The 16,497-nt window shown below is 70.5% G+C and carries 12 protein-coding genes and 1 pseudogene; 10 read left to right on the forward strand and 3 right to left on the reverse strand.

Annotated elements, in window-relative coordinates:
• Positions 1–13: 13 nt before the first annotated feature.
• The 10 genes from ABZ795_RS17985 (at position 14) to ABZ795_RS18030 (ending at position 11,997) form a co-directional block, all read left to right on the forward strand.
• Entirely contained in the window at positions 14–178 is a 165-nt protein-coding gene (locus tag ABZ795_RS17985; RefSeq protein ID WP_327022906.1) for a hypothetical protein, read from the forward strand.
• Between the two features lie 10 nt (positions 179–188).
• Positions 189–2,444 (forward strand): TOMM precursor leader peptide-binding protein, encoded by a 2,256-nt coding sequence (locus ABZ795_RS17990; RefSeq protein ID WP_357531170.1) that lies wholly within the window; start codon positions 189–191, stop codon positions 2,442–2,444.
• A 29-nt stretch (positions 2,445–2,473) separates the two neighbouring features.
• The gene (locus tag ABZ795_RS17995; protein ID WP_357531171.1) at positions 2,474–3,871 is read left to right on the forward strand and encodes a SagB family peptide dehydrogenase; all 1,398 of its coding nucleotides are present in this window, start codon (positions 2,474–2,476) and stop codon (positions 3,869–3,871) included.
• A gap of 33 nt (positions 3,872–3,904) precedes the next feature.
• On the forward strand, positions 3,905–4,324 hold the full coding sequence (locus ABZ795_RS18000) for a hypothetical protein (RefSeq protein WP_357531172.1): 420 nt from the start codon (positions 3,905–3,907) through the stop codon (positions 4,322–4,324).
• Positions 4,325–4,654: 330 nt separating this feature from the next.
• Positions 4,655–6,766, forward strand: coding sequence for a histidine kinase (locus ABZ795_RS18005; protein WP_357531173.1), 2,112 nt, complete (start codon positions 4,655–4,657; stop codon positions 6,764–6,766).
• A 7-nt stretch (positions 6,767–6,773) separates the two neighbouring features.
• Entirely contained in the window at positions 6,774–7,379 is a 606-nt protein-coding gene (locus ABZ795_RS18010; protein ID WP_327022901.1) for a response regulator transcription factor, read from the forward strand.
• A gap of 196 nt (positions 7,380–7,575) precedes the next feature.
• On the forward strand, positions 7,576–8,613 hold the full coding sequence (locus ABZ795_RS18015; RefSeq protein ID WP_357531174.1) for an ETX/MTX2 family pore-forming toxin: 1,038 nt from the start codon (positions 7,576–7,578) through the stop codon (positions 8,611–8,613).
• Between the two features lie 206 nt (positions 8,614–8,819).
• A complete protein-coding gene (locus ABZ795_RS18020; RefSeq protein WP_357531175.1) occupies positions 8,820–9,290 on the forward strand; it encodes a hypothetical protein in 471 nt (156 codons plus the stop codon).
• 27 nt (positions 9,291–9,317) lie between these two features.
• On the forward strand, positions 9,318–11,300 hold the full coding sequence (locus ABZ795_RS18025) for a histidine kinase (RefSeq protein ID WP_357531176.1): 1,983 nt from the start codon (positions 9,318–9,320) through the stop codon (positions 11,298–11,300).
• Positions 11,301–11,334: 34 nt separating this feature from the next.
• Positions 11,335–11,997 carry a response regulator transcription factor gene (locus ABZ795_RS18030; protein WP_327022897.1) on the forward strand — a complete coding sequence of 221 codons (663 nt, stop codon included), beginning with the start codon at positions 11,335–11,337 and terminating at the stop codon, positions 11,995–11,997.
• A gap of 4 nt (positions 11,998–12,001) precedes the next feature.
• Here ABZ795_RS18030 and ABZ795_RS18035 read toward each other — a convergent pair whose 3' ends face one another.
• The 3 genes and pseudogenes from ABZ795_RS18035 to ABZ795_RS18045 all read right to left on the reverse strand — a co-directional run.
• Positions 12,002–14,665 (reverse strand): HAD-IC family P-type ATPase, encoded by a 2,664-nt coding sequence (locus tag ABZ795_RS18035; protein ID WP_357531248.1) that lies wholly within the window; start codon positions 14,663–14,665, stop codon positions 12,002–12,004.
• A gap of 196 nt (positions 14,666–14,861) precedes the next feature.
• Entirely contained in the window at positions 14,862–15,446 is a 585-nt protein-coding gene (locus tag ABZ795_RS18040; RefSeq protein ID WP_357531177.1) for an ATP-dependent Clp protease proteolytic subunit, read from the reverse strand.
• A gap of 677 nt (positions 15,447–16,123) precedes the next feature.
• Positions 16,124–16,360, reverse strand: a pseudogene (locus tag ABZ795_RS18045) (helix-turn-helix transcriptional regulator); the annotation flags it as partial.
• Positions 16,361–16,497 lie beyond the last annotated feature (137 nt).

A 16,497-nucleotide genomic window follows, 5' to 3' on the forward strand; every position in this document is an offset into this window, starting at 1 on the left:
GAGGAGTCCGGAGATGGCCACCTGGGAGACCCCGCAGACCTCGACCGACAGTGCGCTCTATGACGTGATCGCCTCCGGCACCGGAACCACGGTCGCCGAGATCACCGACACCGAGACCTTCATCCACGACCTGGACCGGTGCTCGGACAGCACCCCGGCGTACACCTACTGCGGCTGAGGATCTCGCCGTGTCCGCCCACCCCTCGACTCGGATCGGTTTCCGCCGGCATCTGACGGCGGTGACCGTTCCCGAGGAGGCCGCCGTATACCTGGTGTCGGCCCGCGGCACGATCGCTCTCTCCGGCGAGCGTGCCGTCGCCCTGGGGCCCCTGCTCGACGGTTCGTTGAGCATGGCCGAACTCCAGCAGCGGACGGCCGGGAGGCTGACCTCGCAGGAGCTGGGCGCGACACTGGTGTCACTGGCCAAGGCGGACCTGATCGGCCTGCGCCGGTCGAGCGCGCCGGACACCGACCCGGCAGCCGGCGCCTACTGGGACCTGACCACCGGCGATGCCGACCAGGCGGCCGAACGGCTGGCCGCCGGGTCCGTCCGGGTGCTGTCGCTGAGCGCCACCGGTGCGGAGGAGGCCGCGGTCGCCCTGCGCGCCGCCGGCCTGTCCGTACCGGAGGGCCCGGACATGGGCCCGGCCCTGACCATGGTGCTCTGCGACGACTACCTGGACCCCCGGCTTGAGTCGATCAACGCCGCGATGCTGGCAGCCGGGCTTCCCTGGCTGCTGGCCAAGACCACCGGCGCGGACCTGTGGGTGGGCCCGGTGTTTCACGGTCAGGGCCCCTGCTGGGGCTGCCTGGCCGGTCGCCTGCGGATGCGGCGCACCGGTGAGACCCTGGCGCGCGGCCGGGCCCAGGGGGTCACCGCGCCCGAGGCCTCCCTCGCGGTCACCCGTCTGATCGGGCTGCAACTCGCGGTTCTCGAAGCGATCAAGTTCTCGGCCGGTGCCGGGACCGACAGCTGGAACACGGTCAGCACCTTCGACACGGTGACCCTTCAGAGCCGGCGGCATCCGGTCGCCCGCCGCCCCCAGTGTGTGGCCTGCGGCGACCCGGAGTTCATGACCGCCCAGGTCTCCCAGCCGGTTCAACTGGTCGCGCGACCCAAGGCGTCACTCGTCGGCAACGGGCACCGGGCGCTCACCGCCGACCAGGTGTGGGAGAGGTACCGGCATCTGGCCGATCCGATCACCGGCATCACCGACCCGATCCGCCGCGACCCGCGCTGCCCGGATTTCCTGCACAGTTATCTGTCCGGGGCCAATCGGGCGGTGACCGGCCACGGCACCCTGACCGCCGCCAGAGCCGGTCTCCGACAGCAGAGCGGCGGCAAGGGCAGCACCGACATCGAGGCCCGGGTCGGCGCCCTGTGCGAGGCGGTCGAGCGCTGGTGCGGCTCCCGCTGCGGTGACGAGCCGGTGGTCCGCGCCAGCCTGCGGGACCTGGGCGACCGGGCGGTGCATCCGGACCAGGTGCAGCTGTTCGACCCCCGCCAGTTCCGTGACCGGGAGCGGTGGAACGCGGCCAACGGCGCGTTCCAGTACGTCCCGGAGATCTTCGACGAGACCGATGTGCTCGACTGGACCCCGGTCTGGTCGCTGACCCGGGACCGTGCCCGGATGTTGCCGACCGACCTGCTCTATTTCTCCCCCCAGGGCCACCGGTCCCTGCGCGCCACCTCGAACGGCAACGCCGCCGGGGCCAGCCGGGAGGACGCGATCATGCAGGGTCTGCTGGAACTGGTCGAGCGGGACGCGGTGGCCCTGTGGTGGTACAACCGCACCCGGCAGCCGGAGGTGGACCTGGCCTCCTTCGCCGACCAGTGGATGAACGCCCTGCCGGCCCGGTACGCCCGGGTCAATCGGGAACTCTGGCTGCTGGACCTCACCGCCGACCTGGGGGTGCCGGTGATGGCGGCGGTCTCCCGTCGTACGGACAAGCCGGCCGAGGACCTGATGCTCGGCTTCGGGGCACACCCGGATCCGACCGTCGCCGCCCGACGGGCCCTGACCGAGTTGGGGCAGCTGCTGCCGGCCGTGGTGGAGGTTGACGCGGCCGGGGCCTACGGCGCGGAGGATCCGCACGTGGTGCGCTGGTGGCGCTCGGCGACCGTGGCGAACCAGCCCTACCTGCGGCCCGCTCCGGGGCTCACGCTGCGGCGCGAGGACTATCGGTACGCCGAGTCCACCGATCTGCGGGACGATGTGGAAGGGCTGGTCGCCCGCGCCGCCGCCGAGGGTCTGGAGGTGCTCGTCCTGGACCAGACCCGCCCCGATGTGGGTCTGCCGGTGGTCAAGGTCATCGTTCCCGGGCTGCGTCACTTCTGGGCCCGTTTCGCCCCCGGGCGGCTCTTCGACGTACCGGTCCGGCTGGGACGGGTCGCCGCGCCGACACCGTACCCGGATCTCAATCCGATTCCCATGTTCCTGTGACCGGGAGTCTGACGATTGGATGACCTCCCATGCTGCCGCTGCCACTGTGGTCGTTCCGTGACGACGTTTTCGTGGAGGATCAGCCCGCGAACGCCGCCGTGGTGCTGCACAGCCGCTCCGGAGAGTCCGTTCTCACCCCGGTGGGGCCCGCGATCGTGCAGGCCCTGAAGCGGATGAGCCTGGGCCCGACGACGCTGTCGAACGTGATCACCGAGGAGTCGGACTGGACCGCCCTGCGGTCCATCATCGATGACCATCCGCACCTGGTGGTGCACTCCTACGGGCTGGATCCCCAGCAGCCCCTGATCTCGGTGGAGCCGCTGACCCCGGCGGCCCGGCTGGCCGAGCCGGCGGCGGTGCCCCAGGCGCCGGTGCGGCTGTCCCGGTTCGCGGTGATCCGCGCCGAGGGCGGAACCCTGGTCATCGAGTCGCCGCTGTGCCTGCACCGGGTGATCCTGCACGGCCCTGAGGCGGTGGCCGCCCTGGCCACCCTGATCCGGCCGGCCGTCCCGGACTTCGACGATCCGGTGGTACGCGCGCTGATCTCTCCCCTGGTGATGGCGGGCATGCTGGTGGACAACAGCGGTCAGCCGCTGGACGGCACCACCACCGGGGGTGACACCGACCCGGCCCTGCTCGGTTGGGATCCCGCGGAGCTGTTCTTCCACACCCGGGCCACCCTAGGCCGGCACGACCACGACTTCGGGGCCACCTACCCGTTGGGGGAGACCGGCAGGTTCCCGCCGGTGGTGAAGCCGCCCGCCCCGGGCCCGGCGATCGAGTTGTACCGGCCGACCGGCGACGACGGCCCAGGGCTGGTGGAGACGATCGAGGCCCCGCACGGCAGCGGGTACCTGGCCGTGGACCCGGTCAGTGATCGGGAGTTGGGGACCCTGCTCTACCGCACCGCCAGGGTGCGGTCGACGACGGTGGGCGACCCGCATTCCGCCGCAGCGGCCAGCGACCGACCGTACTCGTCGCCCGGCCGCAGCTATGAGCTGGAGATCTACGCCACCGTGCACCACTGCGACGGGGTGCCGCGGGGGGTCTACCACTACGATCCCGCCGGTCACCGGTTGGAACCCCTGGCCGTCTCCGGGGCCGAGGCCGACGAGATGTTGGAGACCAGCCGGGTGGCGGCCAACCTCAGCAGCCTGCCCGGGGTGCTGCTGTCCGTGACCGCCCGGTTCGAGCGGGTGTCCTGGAAGTACAGCGGCCTGGGCTATTCGTTGGTGCTGCGCAACTTCGGTGCGTTGACCCAATTGATGTCTCTGGCCTGCACCGCTCTGGGCCTGTCCGGCCTGCGGATCGACGCGGCCGAGATCGAGGCGACCTCCCGCATCCTCGGTCTCGACTGGCGGGTCGAGCCCGGAGTCGGCAGTTTCGCCATCGGGCGTCCCGTCGTGACACCCACCCACTCACGTTGATCACACATGATGAACCCGATGTCAGGAGGACCCGTGCCCAGGACGGTAGCGCAGAAGATGGGTGTCAAGCCCGGTTCGCGAACCTTTTTCATGAACGCTCCGGAGGCGGTCCACGAGACGATCGACCTGCCGGACCTGGTCGTCGGAGAGGGGCTGGACGGCGAGTTCGACTACATGCACCTGTTCGTCATCACCCAGGCCGAGATGAATGATCAGTTTCCCCGGCTGAAAGCGCACCTGAGGGCCGGGGGAATGCTCTGGCTGTCCTGGCCGAAGGGCCGAAAGCTGGGATCCGACCTGACCCTGCCCAAAGTCATCGAAATCGGCTACAACCATGGTCTGGTGGAGAGCACCTGCCTGAGCGTCGACCCCACCTGGTCGGGTCTGAAGTTCACCCATCCCAAGCGAGGCAAGACCTACCACAACAGTTACGGCACCCTTCCGGGACAGTGAGGCCGGGACCTCCCTCGGGCCCGCATCGACCGACGTATTGCTCCGGTCGACTGATTGACACGCGTGGCGAATGACGGTGTCCTATCGGGACGGCCATAGTTGGCATGAGGGACCGATGTGGAGGGCCCGATGTCTCGAGTGGAAGGCGACGGTTCACTGGACCCAGGCGCCGATCCTCGAGCTTTTCACTCGGAAGAACGCTCAGCTACCCGAATGGCACGCGGTGTCATCATGGCGGTGGTGTTGGGCTATATCCTCAATGTCCTCCTCGCGGCCTTTAACAACAGTCCGCATGGGGCGGCCTTTTTCGCCTTCGTCGCCTGCAGCGGCGTGGCCCTGGTTTTTCAGATCGCACACTCCACTTTGGAGCCACTGACCTGGTCGGTGCGTACCCGGGTGCTCACCCTCGTCGCCCAGGCGGCCGTGACCCTGCTGCCGTTCCTGTGGGTGGGGCCCCTGGCCGGGGCCCTGGCCGGGTTCCTCGCCGGCTCCCTGCTGTTGGCGGTCTCCGGGGGCTGGCGCTGGTGGCTGTTCGGGGCGGTGGTCCTGGCCGTGCTGCTGGGCCAGTGGGTCGAGGGCCTGAGTGCGATCGACATCGGGTACGGGGTCTACTTCACCGCCCTGACCGGTCTGATGATCTACGCCGTCAGTTCCCTCGTCGTACTGGTCGGGCTGGTCCACGCGACCATCGGCCAGATGGTGGCGATGGTGGTCGCCCGGGAGCGTCTGCGGGTCGCCCGGGACCTGCACGACCTGCTCGGTTTCAACGTCTCCGCGATGATGCTCAAGAGTGAGCTGGCCTACCGCCTGCTGCCGATGACGCTGGAGCGGGCCCGCCAGGAGCTGGGTGAGGTGCTACAGATCGCCGACCGTGCCCTGTCGGACATCCGGGTGGTCGCCGGCGGCGACCAGCGGATGTCGATGGCGATCGAGGCGGAGGCCGCCCGGACCGCCCTGACCTGCGCCGGGATGCGGGTGACGGTCGAGCCCGGCCTGTCCGTGCTGCCCGAGCCGGTGGAATCGGTGCTGGGCGTGGTGCTGCGTGAGGCCGCCACCAACGTGCTGCGACACAGCAAGGCGGAGGAGTGCGTCATCGAGGTGTCGGTCCGTGACCACGAGGCACGGTTGTCCGTACGCAACGACGGGGTGGAGGCCGATTCCCGGTCCGACGGGGGGTTCGGGCTGGACAACCTGATCGACCGCCTGGCGGTGGTCGGTGGTCGGCTGGTGGCCAGTACGGATGAGGGATGGTTCCGGTTGGAGGCGACCATCCCCCTGCCGGTGGGGCCCCTGCCGCCGGGCGCGTCATCCGCCGACCGGAGCCTGGGGGAACCGGCTGCCGTGCCCTGGCACCGTCGCGTGGCCCGCGCGTTCACCGTGCTGGTGCTCGCCGGCTACGGGTTGCTCATGGTGATCAACGTACTTCCGGGCGATCCCAACGTTCTCCACCTGCTGGGTCTGGGCCTCTGCCTGGCCGCCGTGGTCGGCCTTCAGGTGCTTCAGGCCCTGCGTTACCCCTATCGATGGCCCCGCTGGTCGCAGGCCGCCGTGCTGGTGGCGCAGGCTGTGCTGAGCGCCCTGCCGCTGCTGTGGATCGAGATGCCCTGGGGATCAATGGGGGGCTTCCTCGCCGGTTCCCTGCTGCTGGTCTTCGGCGGAGTGTGGCGGTGGGTCTCGTACGGTCTGGTGGGAGTCGCCGTGCTGCTGACCTCCGTGGCGTACGGCGCGACTGTGGAGCAGGTCGCCTACCTGACCATCTCGACCCTGCTGACCGGTCTGGTGGTGTACGGGGTCAGCTCGCTCTCCGGCCTGGTGCAGCAGATCGATCAGGCCCGGGTCAAGCTGGCCGGGGAGGCGGTGACCCAGGAGCGCCTAGAGGTCGCCGAGCAGTTGCGTACCCGCCTGGGCGAGTTGTTCTCGGCGATCCTCTTCCGGGGCCGTACCGCCATCCGGCTGCTCCCGGACGCCCCTGAGCAGGCCCGCGCGGAGGTGGCCGAGATGCTCGGCATCGCCCGGATCGCAGCCTCGAACATCCGGACGGTGGCCACCGGATACCGCCACATGTCCCTGCGGGCCGAACTCGAATCCGCGGCGACCGTGCTAAACACCGCCGGGGTCGAGGTGGAGATCGACATAGCTGAGGGTGAACTGGCCCGGGAGATCGATGCCCTGCTGGCCGTGGTGTTGCGGGAGGCGGTGACGAACATCGTCCGGCACAGTGAGGCCCACACCTGCCTGATCTCCGTACGCAGCGAGGGCGGCCGGCTGCGGCTGCTGGTCACCAACGACGGCGCGTCCCCGCGTGCGAAGACGGGAACGAGTCTGGAGAATCTCACGGAGCGCCTCCGCGCGGCCGGCGGCGATCTCACCGCTGCGGCGACGGGCGACACCTTTCGACTCGTGGCGGAATTACCGATCTTCCCGGCCGCGTCGAGAGGATGATTCGCCGGTGTTGAGGATTCTCCTGGCCGAGGACGTGCAGATGGTCCGCGGCGCGCTGGCCTTGCTGCTGAACCTGGAACCGGACATGTCAGTGGTCGCCGAAGTGGACAGTGGCGACAAAATTGTCCCGGCGGCCCTGTCCCACCGACCCGATGTCGCCATCATCGATGTCGACCTGCCGATGCTCGACGGCCTGTCGGCGGCCGAGGAACTGCACGAGAAATTGCCGTCCTGCCGCACCCTGATCCTCACCGGGCTCGGTCGGCCGGGGACCCTGCGCCGGGCGTTGTCCATGTCGGTGGGCGGCTTCCTGCTGAAGAACTCCCCCTCCGATCGACTGGCCGAGGCGGTGCGGGAGGTGGCGGCCGGGCATCGGGTCATCGATCCCCGGCTGGCCCTGGCCGCCTGGGACGTCGGTGACATCCCCCTGTCAGGTAGGGAGATCCAGGCCCTGCGGCTGGCCGCCGGAGGCGCGGAACCACCGGAGATCGCCGCCGCCATGCACGTCTCGGTCGGCACGGTGCGCAACTACCTGACCAGGATCGTGACCAAGCTGAACGCCCGCAACCGGGTCGACGCCATCCGCATCGCCACCGAGGCGGGCTGGATCTGACCCCCTGACCGGGACTTCGGGCACGCGTGTTCAGTCGGGACAACCTCCCGGTCGTCAGGGACGCCCGTCCCTGGTGACCGGGTCTGCCGCGCAAACAGACTTCGAGGCGTAACGGCCGCCCCGCCGAACCGGAGGGCGGAGAGACGCCTCTCGCGAGGCGACGACGAATCGAGGTTCCATGCGAGTTGCAAGGAGCGTGGCGGTCCTGAGCGCCGTCGTGACCGGATGGGCGACCGCCCTGGTGATGGCGCAGCCGGCAGTCGCGGGACCGTACTGCGACGTGCCGGTGCCACCGCCGGCCTGCGGGTACGAGCCCCCGGAGGATCCGCCGCCGCCGTCGAGTCACATTCCGGTGCTCGCCTTCGACGGAGCACAGCAGACGGTGACCCGGGACGGGGTGAACATCTGGGGCTGGACGGCGGACGACGACGCGCCGACCACGCCGTTGACGGTGAACATCCACATCGACGGCACCCTGGCCCGGTCCATGGTCGCCAACCAGAACCGGCCCGACGTGGCCGCCGTCTACCCGAGGTTCGGTGCGGCACACGGCTTCCAGGTGGTGCTGCCGGCCTCGGCCGCAGGACACAACGTCTGTGTGACGGCGATCAGCGTCGGCGGGGGAGCCAACAAGCAGGTCTGCCGGCAGATGGACGACATCGTCGAGTTCATGGCGTACAACATCGACTACGACATCTCCCGGGCGCAGCTGGTCGGCACCTCACTCCAGCAGTTGGACAAGGTGACCAACCGCAACGACACCACCCTGCAACAGTCGACCGAGATCAGCGGTACGAAGTCGGTGACGGAGACCGAGGGGTGGTCGGACACCGCCGGAGTCAGGGTCTCGGTGTCGACCTCCCTCAGGGCCGGATTCCCGATCTTCGCCGACGGCAAGGTGACGGTCTCGGCCGAGGGGTCCTTCAGCTTCACCCAGAACGGATCCACCTCGCGTACCCGTTCGGTCTCCTGGCGGCAACCGGTGCTGGTGCCGGCGCGATCGATCGTGGAGGCGACGGTAACGGTCACCCACGCGAACATCCGGGTGCCGTACTCCCTCAGCGGTGAGTTCATCTACCGCAGCGGCGCTCGGGCCGCCGGCACCGTGGGCGGCATGTTCGCCGGCGGTAACAGCGAAAACGTCCAGGTCACCCTCAAGCAGTACAACCTGGACGGTACCCCTGCGGCCGCACCGGCCGCGCAGCCGAAGGCCACCCTGCTGAAGATCAGCTAGGTAGGCGCCAGAGCCGACTGCCGGGGCGGTGCAGACCGCCCCGGCGGGGGGATCGGCACGGGCGTGGCAATGAGTACGACAATCTGGCGGCCCAGTGATATCGGGGGCTAGCCGCCGGAAGGGGTCGGGGCGACCGGGGGGCGTCCCGACCCACCGTATTGACTTATGCCTTACCCAACGGCTCGATGTACACAAAGGAGAGTGAGATGGGCCTGGTCTCCGGTGAGATGGATGAGCGCATCCTGCTGATCGCCAACGACGACACCTTCGCACACACCTACCCCGACCTGCGGCGACTGCTCGAAGAGCAGTCCGATGGGGACCCCCTGCGCGGTGCGGTGGAGTTCTTCGACTTCACCGGCCGGCGACTGGTCCCCAGCTTCGACCAGGAGTGGCGCCTGACCGAACTCCAGCCGAGCAGTGAACCCGCAGATCCGGAGGCGGTGCTGCGCCGCCTTCAGGCGGTACTCGATCACCTCGAACGGTTCCTCAAGGCCGAGTCGGAGGCGGGAGACGACGCCAGCATCATGGGTGCCGAAGTGATGATCAAAGCCCTGCCCACGCTGAACGGCACCCTGACCGATGCCCTCGACAAGATGCCCTGGCACCAGCCGGGCAAGGGAACCTCCGGCAACTTCCTGCACAACGCCATGCACGCCGCCGGTTGGGCGCACTGACCGGCATCAGCCACCAGGAGGCCCACCGTGACACCGGGTGCGGAGTTCATATCCCGCCGCCGCGGCCTGCTGGCCGGTGCGGCGGTGGTGGTGGCGCTGCTCGTCCTGGCCGGCCAGCTCTACCAGCGGGACTCCCTGCTGGTCGGCCCGAGCACGCTGACCGCGGTCTTCGCCGCCGCCTTCACCGCCCTCGGCGCCCTGGTGTTGGCCGGGGTGCCGGGTCACCCGGTGGGCCGGCTGATGCTCGCCGCCGGCCTGGTCGCCACGGTAGCGGTGCTGGCGCTGAGCTGGTCCTCGTGGCTGCCGCTGGCCTGGCTGGGCCAGTGGCTGTGGTGGCCGCCGTACACCCTGGTCATGCTGGCCCTGCTGGTCTTCCCGGACGGGAAGCTGCCCGGCCCGCGGTGGCGCATCGTCGCCGCGGGCCTCATCGGCTGCGCCGTCCTGTCGACCGGCGCCTTCGCCGTCGCCGCCCTCGACGACCCACGCGGGCTGCTGCTCTCCGCCGAGCTGGCCGCCACCGGGCGGGCCCAACTGTTGGTACGCATCGCCCTGCTGGCCATCGCCGTGCAGGTGCTGCTGGTGGTGGCCGTGCTGGTGTCGCTGGTGGGACGGTGGCGCCGGGCGACCGGTGAGGCCCGCCAGCAACTGGCCTGCCTGCTCGCGGCCGGGGCCCTGTTCCTGCTCGGCGGGATGCTGGACACCCTGAACCTGGCCGGGGCCTGGGCGCTGATGGTGGTGGCCATCCCGGGGGCGATGACCCTGGCCGTGCTGCGCTACCGGCTCTACCAGTTGGAGCGGGTGATCAACCGGACCCTGGTCTGGCTGGTGATGAGCCTGCTGGTGATCGCCGGGTTCGTGGCCATCGTCGCCCTGCTGCGGGATCTGGTCGTCGGCACGGACACCTCGAACTCCTCGCTGGTGGCCACCGGCCTGATCGCGATCACCTTCGAGCCGTTGCGCAACCGGGTGCAGCGGGGGGTCAACCGGTTGCTCTACGGGGACCGGGACGACCCGTACGCCATGCTGACCCGGCTGGGCAGTCTGCTGGAGCGGACCGGGCAACCGCACGCGGTGCCGGCGCTGCTGGCCGACACCATCGCCAAGTCGCTGCGGGTGCCGTACGTGGCGGTCGAGGTGGACGACCCGGAGGGGGGCGACCCGCCGGGCGGCGGCGCGACCCGCTGGCCGCAGGTGGCGCACGGCACCCCGACCACCTCGGTGGAACGCTTCGACATGCTGATCCACGGCGACCGGGTCGGCCAGTTGGTGGTGGCCCATCGCCGCACCGGTGACCGGTTCACCCCGATGGAACGGCGAATCCTCACCGACGTTGCCCGGCAGGCCACCGTGGCGGTGGCGACCGCCCGGCTGATCCGTCAGCTTCGGCAGGCCCGGGAAGGGCTGGTGCTGGCCCGGGAGGAGGAGCGCCGGCGGCTCCGCCGGGACCTGCACGACGGGTTGGGGCCGACCTTCGCCGGCATGTCGATGCAGGTACGCGCGGCGAGCAAACTCTCCACCGGTACCCCACGGCTGGGCCAGATCCTGGACAGCCTGGCGGACGACCTGCGCACCTGCACCGCGGAGGTACGCCGACTGGTGGACCAGTTGCGGCCCGCCGCCCTGGACCAGGGTCTGGAGTCGGCGCTGCGGATGGAGTGCCGCCGCTTCGACGGCCCCCAGTTGACGACGGACTTGCAGGTCGAGGGCGACCTGCGCAGCCTGCCTGCCGCGGTGGAGGTGGCGGCGTACCGGATAGTGGCCGAGGCGCTGTCCAATGTGGTACGCCATGCGCAGGCCGGCCGGTGCGAGGTGCGGGTCCGCCGTGGCGAGGGGCTGCTGGTGGAGGTCGCCGACGACGGGGTCGGAGTGAGCGGCCCGCGACCCGGTGGGGTGGGGCTGGACTCGATCCGGCACCGGGCCACCGAACTCGGCGGCAGTTGCGAGATCACCCCCGCTGCCGGGGGTGGAACCCTGGTGCGGGTACGGCTGCCCTGGGTCGAGGATGGGTAGCCGCCGGAGGGCGGCGGACGGTGAGGGGGCGAGCATGTCGGACCAGGCCCGGGTGCTGATCGTGGACGACCACCCGGTGGTACGCCGTGGCCTGCGCACCATGCTGGAGGGCGAGTCGTGGGTGGCGGAGGTGCAGGAGGCGGCCTCCTGCGCCGAGGCGATCGCCGCGGTCGCGCACGGCCAGGTCACCGTCGTGGCGATGGACCTGGCGCTGCCGGACGGGGACGGGATCCAGGCGACCAGCCAGATCCTGCGGCACCGGCCGGAGATCGCGGTGATCATGCTGACAATGGCGGACGAGGACGAGTTGGTCGCCCGGGCCCTGCGCATCGGCGCCCGGGGCTACCTGCTCAAGGACACCGACCCCGACCTGGTGGTCGACGCGCTGCGGACGGTGGCCGGCGGGGGTCTGGTGCTGGGTCCGGGGATCACCGTCGCCGCCCTGGGGCGGGCCCAGCCGGTGGGGGACAGCCTGCCGCCGCCCTTCGACCGGCTCACCCCGCGTGAGCGGGACATCCTGGCTCACCTGGCCGCCGGTGAGGGCAACGCCCAGATCGCCCGCCGGTTCGGGTTGAGCACCAAGACCATCCGTAATCAGGTCTCGGCGATCCTCGGGAAGCTGGGGGTCGGCGACCGGGTGCAGGCGGCGTTGCTGGCCCGGGACGCCGGCATCGGTGCCGACAAGCGGGCCACCTGACCCCTCACATCCGGTGTCGTCGGAGTCGCTTGTCCAACGCCACCACGGCGGCGGCGGCGACCCCGACCGCGAAGATGCGCAGCCAGACATCGCCGCCGATCGGGGCGGTGTCGAAGATGCTGTTCATCGCGGGCAGGTAGGTGATGGCCAGTTGGGCGACGGCCTGGACCCCCACCCCGGCCAGCACCCACCGGTTGGAGAACAGGCCGATGCGCCAGGCGGAACGCACCATCGAGCGGCAGCTGAACAGATAGAGCATCTCCACCACGACGAAGACGTTGAGGGCCGCGGTCCGTGCTTCGGCCACGCTGGAGCCCCGGTCCTGCTCCCAGACAAACACCAACCAGGAGCCGGCGACCAGCAGGGCGGCCACCAGGCCGATCCGGGCCACGAGGGCCCCGGTCAGCAGCGGCTGACGGGGATCGCGGGGCGGGCGCCCCATGACCCCGACCTCCTTGGGCTCGAAGGCGAGGGTCAGGCCCAGCAGGACGGCCGTGGTCATGTTGATCCACAGGATCTGGGTGGGCAGCAGGGGAAGGGTGGTGCCCGCGATGATGGCCACGAAGATGACCAGTCCCTCGCCCAGGTTGGTCGGCAGGGTCCAGACGATGAACTTGATCAGGTTGTCGAACACCCCCCGGCCCTCTTCGACCGCGGCCTCGATGGTGGCGAAGTTGTCGTCCGTCAACACCATGTCGGCGGCGTCCTTGGCCACCTCGGTTCCCGTACGCGCCATGGCGATCCCGATGTCGGCCTGCCGCAGGGCCGGGGCGTCGTTGACCCCGTCGCCGGTCACCGCCACCACATGGCCGCGCTGCTGGAGGGTCTCGACCAGACGCAGCTTCTGCTCCGGTGACACCCGGGCGAACACCACCGCCCGGTCCACCGTGTCGGCGAACTGCTCGGGCGGCAGCGCCGTCAGCTCCCGGCCGGTGAGCACCTGACCCCGATGGTCGTCGCCGAGGATGGCCAGGCGGGTGGCGATGGCGGTGGCCGTTGCCGCGTGATCTCCCGTGATCATCTTCACCCCGATGCCGGCGGTGTGGCAGGCCCGTACCGCCGGGGCGGCGGCGCTCCTGGGGGGATCCAGCATGGCCTGCAGACCGGCCAGGCTCAGGGTGCCGGGCAGCCCCTGTTCGTCGAAGCCGTCGGATTCACCACGACGAACGGCCGTGGCCAGCACCCGAAGCCCTTGACCGGACAGTTCCTCCGCCGAGCGCAGGGCCGCCTCGGCGTCCAGCGGCCGGGGCCTGCCGTCCGCGCCCAACTCCGTACGACACATCGACAGGATCTGCTCCACACTGCCCTTGACCAGTACGACCTCCTGCCCGGAGTCGGGATCCTCGTGGCGGGTGGCCATGTACTGCCGCTCGGAGCTGAAGGGGATGGTTCCGGTACGCGGCAGGATGGTGTGCAGCCGCTCGTGGTCGATGCCCCCCTTCCCGGCGACCACCAGCATCGCCCCCTCGGTGGGGTCGCCGGTGATGGTCCATTCCCCGTTCTTCTCGCCGATCCGGGCGTCGTTGCAACCCGACCCCGCCAGCAGGGACCAGCGCAGGGCCTCGCTGGTGGTCTCGTCGGCTGCGGCACCCGAGCTGTCCCGGAGCTCTCCCTCGGGTCGGTAGCCCGATCCGGTGACGGTGAACTCGCCGTCCGGGGTCCAGACCACCTGGACGGTCATCTGGTTCTCGGTCAGGGTGCCCGTCTTGTCGGAACAGATGACCGTGGTGCTGCCCAGGGTCTCGATGGTCGGCAGGCGGCGGACCACCGCCCGTCGTCGCGCCATCCGGGTCACCCCGATGGCCAGGGTGACCGTGACGGCCGCCGGCAGCCCTTCGGGGATCGCCCCCACCGCCAGCGCGATGGCCGCCGTGAAGGTGTCGGCCGCGTCCTGACCCCGCAGCACCCCGACCCCGAAGGTCACCGCCGCCAGAGCGAGGATGGCCACCGTCAGCACCTTGCTGAACCAGGCGAGCTTGCGGGTCAGGGGGGTTGCCAGGGTGTCGGCGGTGCTCACCAGCCGGTGAATCTGGCCCAGCTCGGTCTCGGCGCCGGTGCCCACCGTGATGCCCGCCCCGCTGCCCGCCGTGACCAGGGTGCCGGAGTAGACCATGTTGCGGCGGTCCGAGACCGCGGTGACCTCCGGCAGTTCCACCTCGTCCTTGGGCACCGGATCCGACTCACCGGTCAACGCGGACTCGTCCACCCGCAGCTCGGCCAGGCGGACCAGCCGCAGGTCCGCCGGCACCTTGTCGCCCGCCTCCAGGACGATCAGGTCCCCGGGAACCAGCTCCTCCGAGGCGATCATGGTCTCCCGCCCGGCCCGCACCACCCGGGCCTGGGTGCGCACCATCGACCGCAGGCTGTCCAGGGCGGCCTCCGCCTTGGACTCCTGTAGGTAGCCGACCACCGCGTTGACCAGGACGACCCCGAGGATCACGCTGGCGTCGACCCACTCGTCCAGGACGGCGGTGATCACCGCAGCGGCCAGCAGCACATAGATCAGCGGGTTGTCGAACTGCCGCAGCACCCTACGGAGGAAACCACCGCCGGTGGAGGCGGGCAGCAGGTTGGGCCCGTACCGCTCCAGCCGGCGCGCGGCCTCCTCTCCGCTCAACCCCTCCCGGGGGTCCGTCTCCAGCAGGAGCACCACCTCGTGGGAGGACATGGCGTGGTGCTCGTTCTGGCGAGTCGACTCGGCCGGCTCTGCGGAACCCAACCGTCACCTCGCATCGACATCAGACTCAGGCCGCCTGCACCGGAGCAGGGTCATCGAGGCCCTGTCGCCTGAGTGGTTGAGAAAATCCTCGACCAACCCCGGGGCGGGCGAGCGGCAAACGCCGTAAAAAGGCCAGACCGGGTGGTCAGGGGGTGGGGAGCCGGCTGGTGGTGAGAACCTCGTCGATGAGGCCGTAGTCGCGGGCCTGTTCGGCGGTGAACCAGCGGTCCCGGTCCCAGTCTCGCTGGATCTCGGCCAGGTTCCGCCCACTGTGCCGGGCCATCAGCTCCAGCATGGTCCGCTTCACATGCAGCAGGTTCTCCGCCTGGATGGTGATGTCGGAGGCGGTGCCACCCATTCCCCCCGAGGGCTGGTGCATCAGGATCCGGGTGTGCGGCAGGGCGTACCGCTTGCCGGCCGCACCCGCGCAGAGCAGGAACTGCCCCATCGACCCGGCCAGCCCCAGGGCCAGGGTGGCCACCTGGTTGGGAACGAAGTTCATCGTGTCGTAGATGGCCATGCCGGCGCTGACCGAGCCGCCGGGCGAGTTGATGTACAGGTGGATGTCCCGGTCCCGGTCCTCCGCGGCGAGCAACAGGATCTGGGCGGTGATCCGGTTGGCGGACTCCTCGGTCACCTCACTGCCCAGAAAGACGATCCGCTCCCGCAGCAGTCGCTCGAACACCTGGTCGCCGAAGGCCCGCTGTCCGTCGTCCAGCATCGTGATCATCTCGTCCACCCCTCCATCGGCCGGTGGGCGAGGCGACCGCCCGGAAACCGGCCCCCTCAGCCTGGCCCGGCGGCGGGTCGGGTTCCCAAAGCTTCTGCCCGGGGCAGATTCGCCCTCGGCAGAACCGGGGGCCTGTGTCGAAGTCTCTGGCTCGGCCGAGGACTTCGACACAGGCCCTAGGCGCGGGCGAGGTCGCGTGCCGGGCGGGACAACCGGGCCGATACCCCCACGACCCGGTCACCACCCGGCCGTCGCCGGGTGTCCTGGCGGGCCGGCGTACGCATCAACCGGGTTGCCAGGGCGGCGGAGCGCCGCCGACGGGCCCGGCCCAGTGCGCCGCCCCTGGGCCTGGTGACCGTTGCCGGGCGGGGCAGGGCACCCCGGATGAGCTGGTCGCCAGCGGCCTGCGGGCGGTCGGCGAACACGATGATCCGCAGACCCCCGCTGAGGAACATGCTGCTCCCGCTGCGGGTGCCGCCGACCCCGAGCCTTCCCACCTGCCGCAGGGCGGAGCCGAACCGACCCACCTCCAGCAGGGCGGGGTCGGAGCCGAGTCGGGCGATCGGGCGTGGGGTGCCGCCGGAGACGGGCCGGGTGGACGGCAACACCGAGCCGGCCCGGGTGCCCGGCAGGTGGCCGCCGAACCCGACCGTGCCCGGGACCGCGGAGGGCCCTCTGCGCTCGACCCGACGAAGGTCGTCCCGGACCGCTTCCAGAAGGTCGGAGAGGTAGAGGCCCAGGGCGCGGCAGACGGCCGCCAGCACCTCGGAGGAGGCCTCCTTGCGCCCCCGTTCCACCTCGGACAGGTAGGGCACGGAGACCCCGGCGGCCCGGGCCACCTCGCGGAGGGTCAGGCCCTGGCGTTGGCGTTCCCGGCGCAGGACCGCCCCGATCACTCGTCGCAGCAACGACATGCGGGCCTCACTCTCGCCGGTCCTGCGCTACCCGTTCATCATGCCCCGCTGGCGGCCCTGATGTCGTCCCGCCTCCTGCCGGATCAGCCCCGCCGCCTGCCAGGGTAGCCGCTCGGGCACCTCGGCGTGCGGATCGC

It is taken from the genome of Micromonospora sp. NPDC047134 (assembly GCF_040643455.1).
GTDB lineage: Bacteria > Actinomycetota > Actinomycetes > Mycobacteriales > Micromonosporaceae > Micromonospora.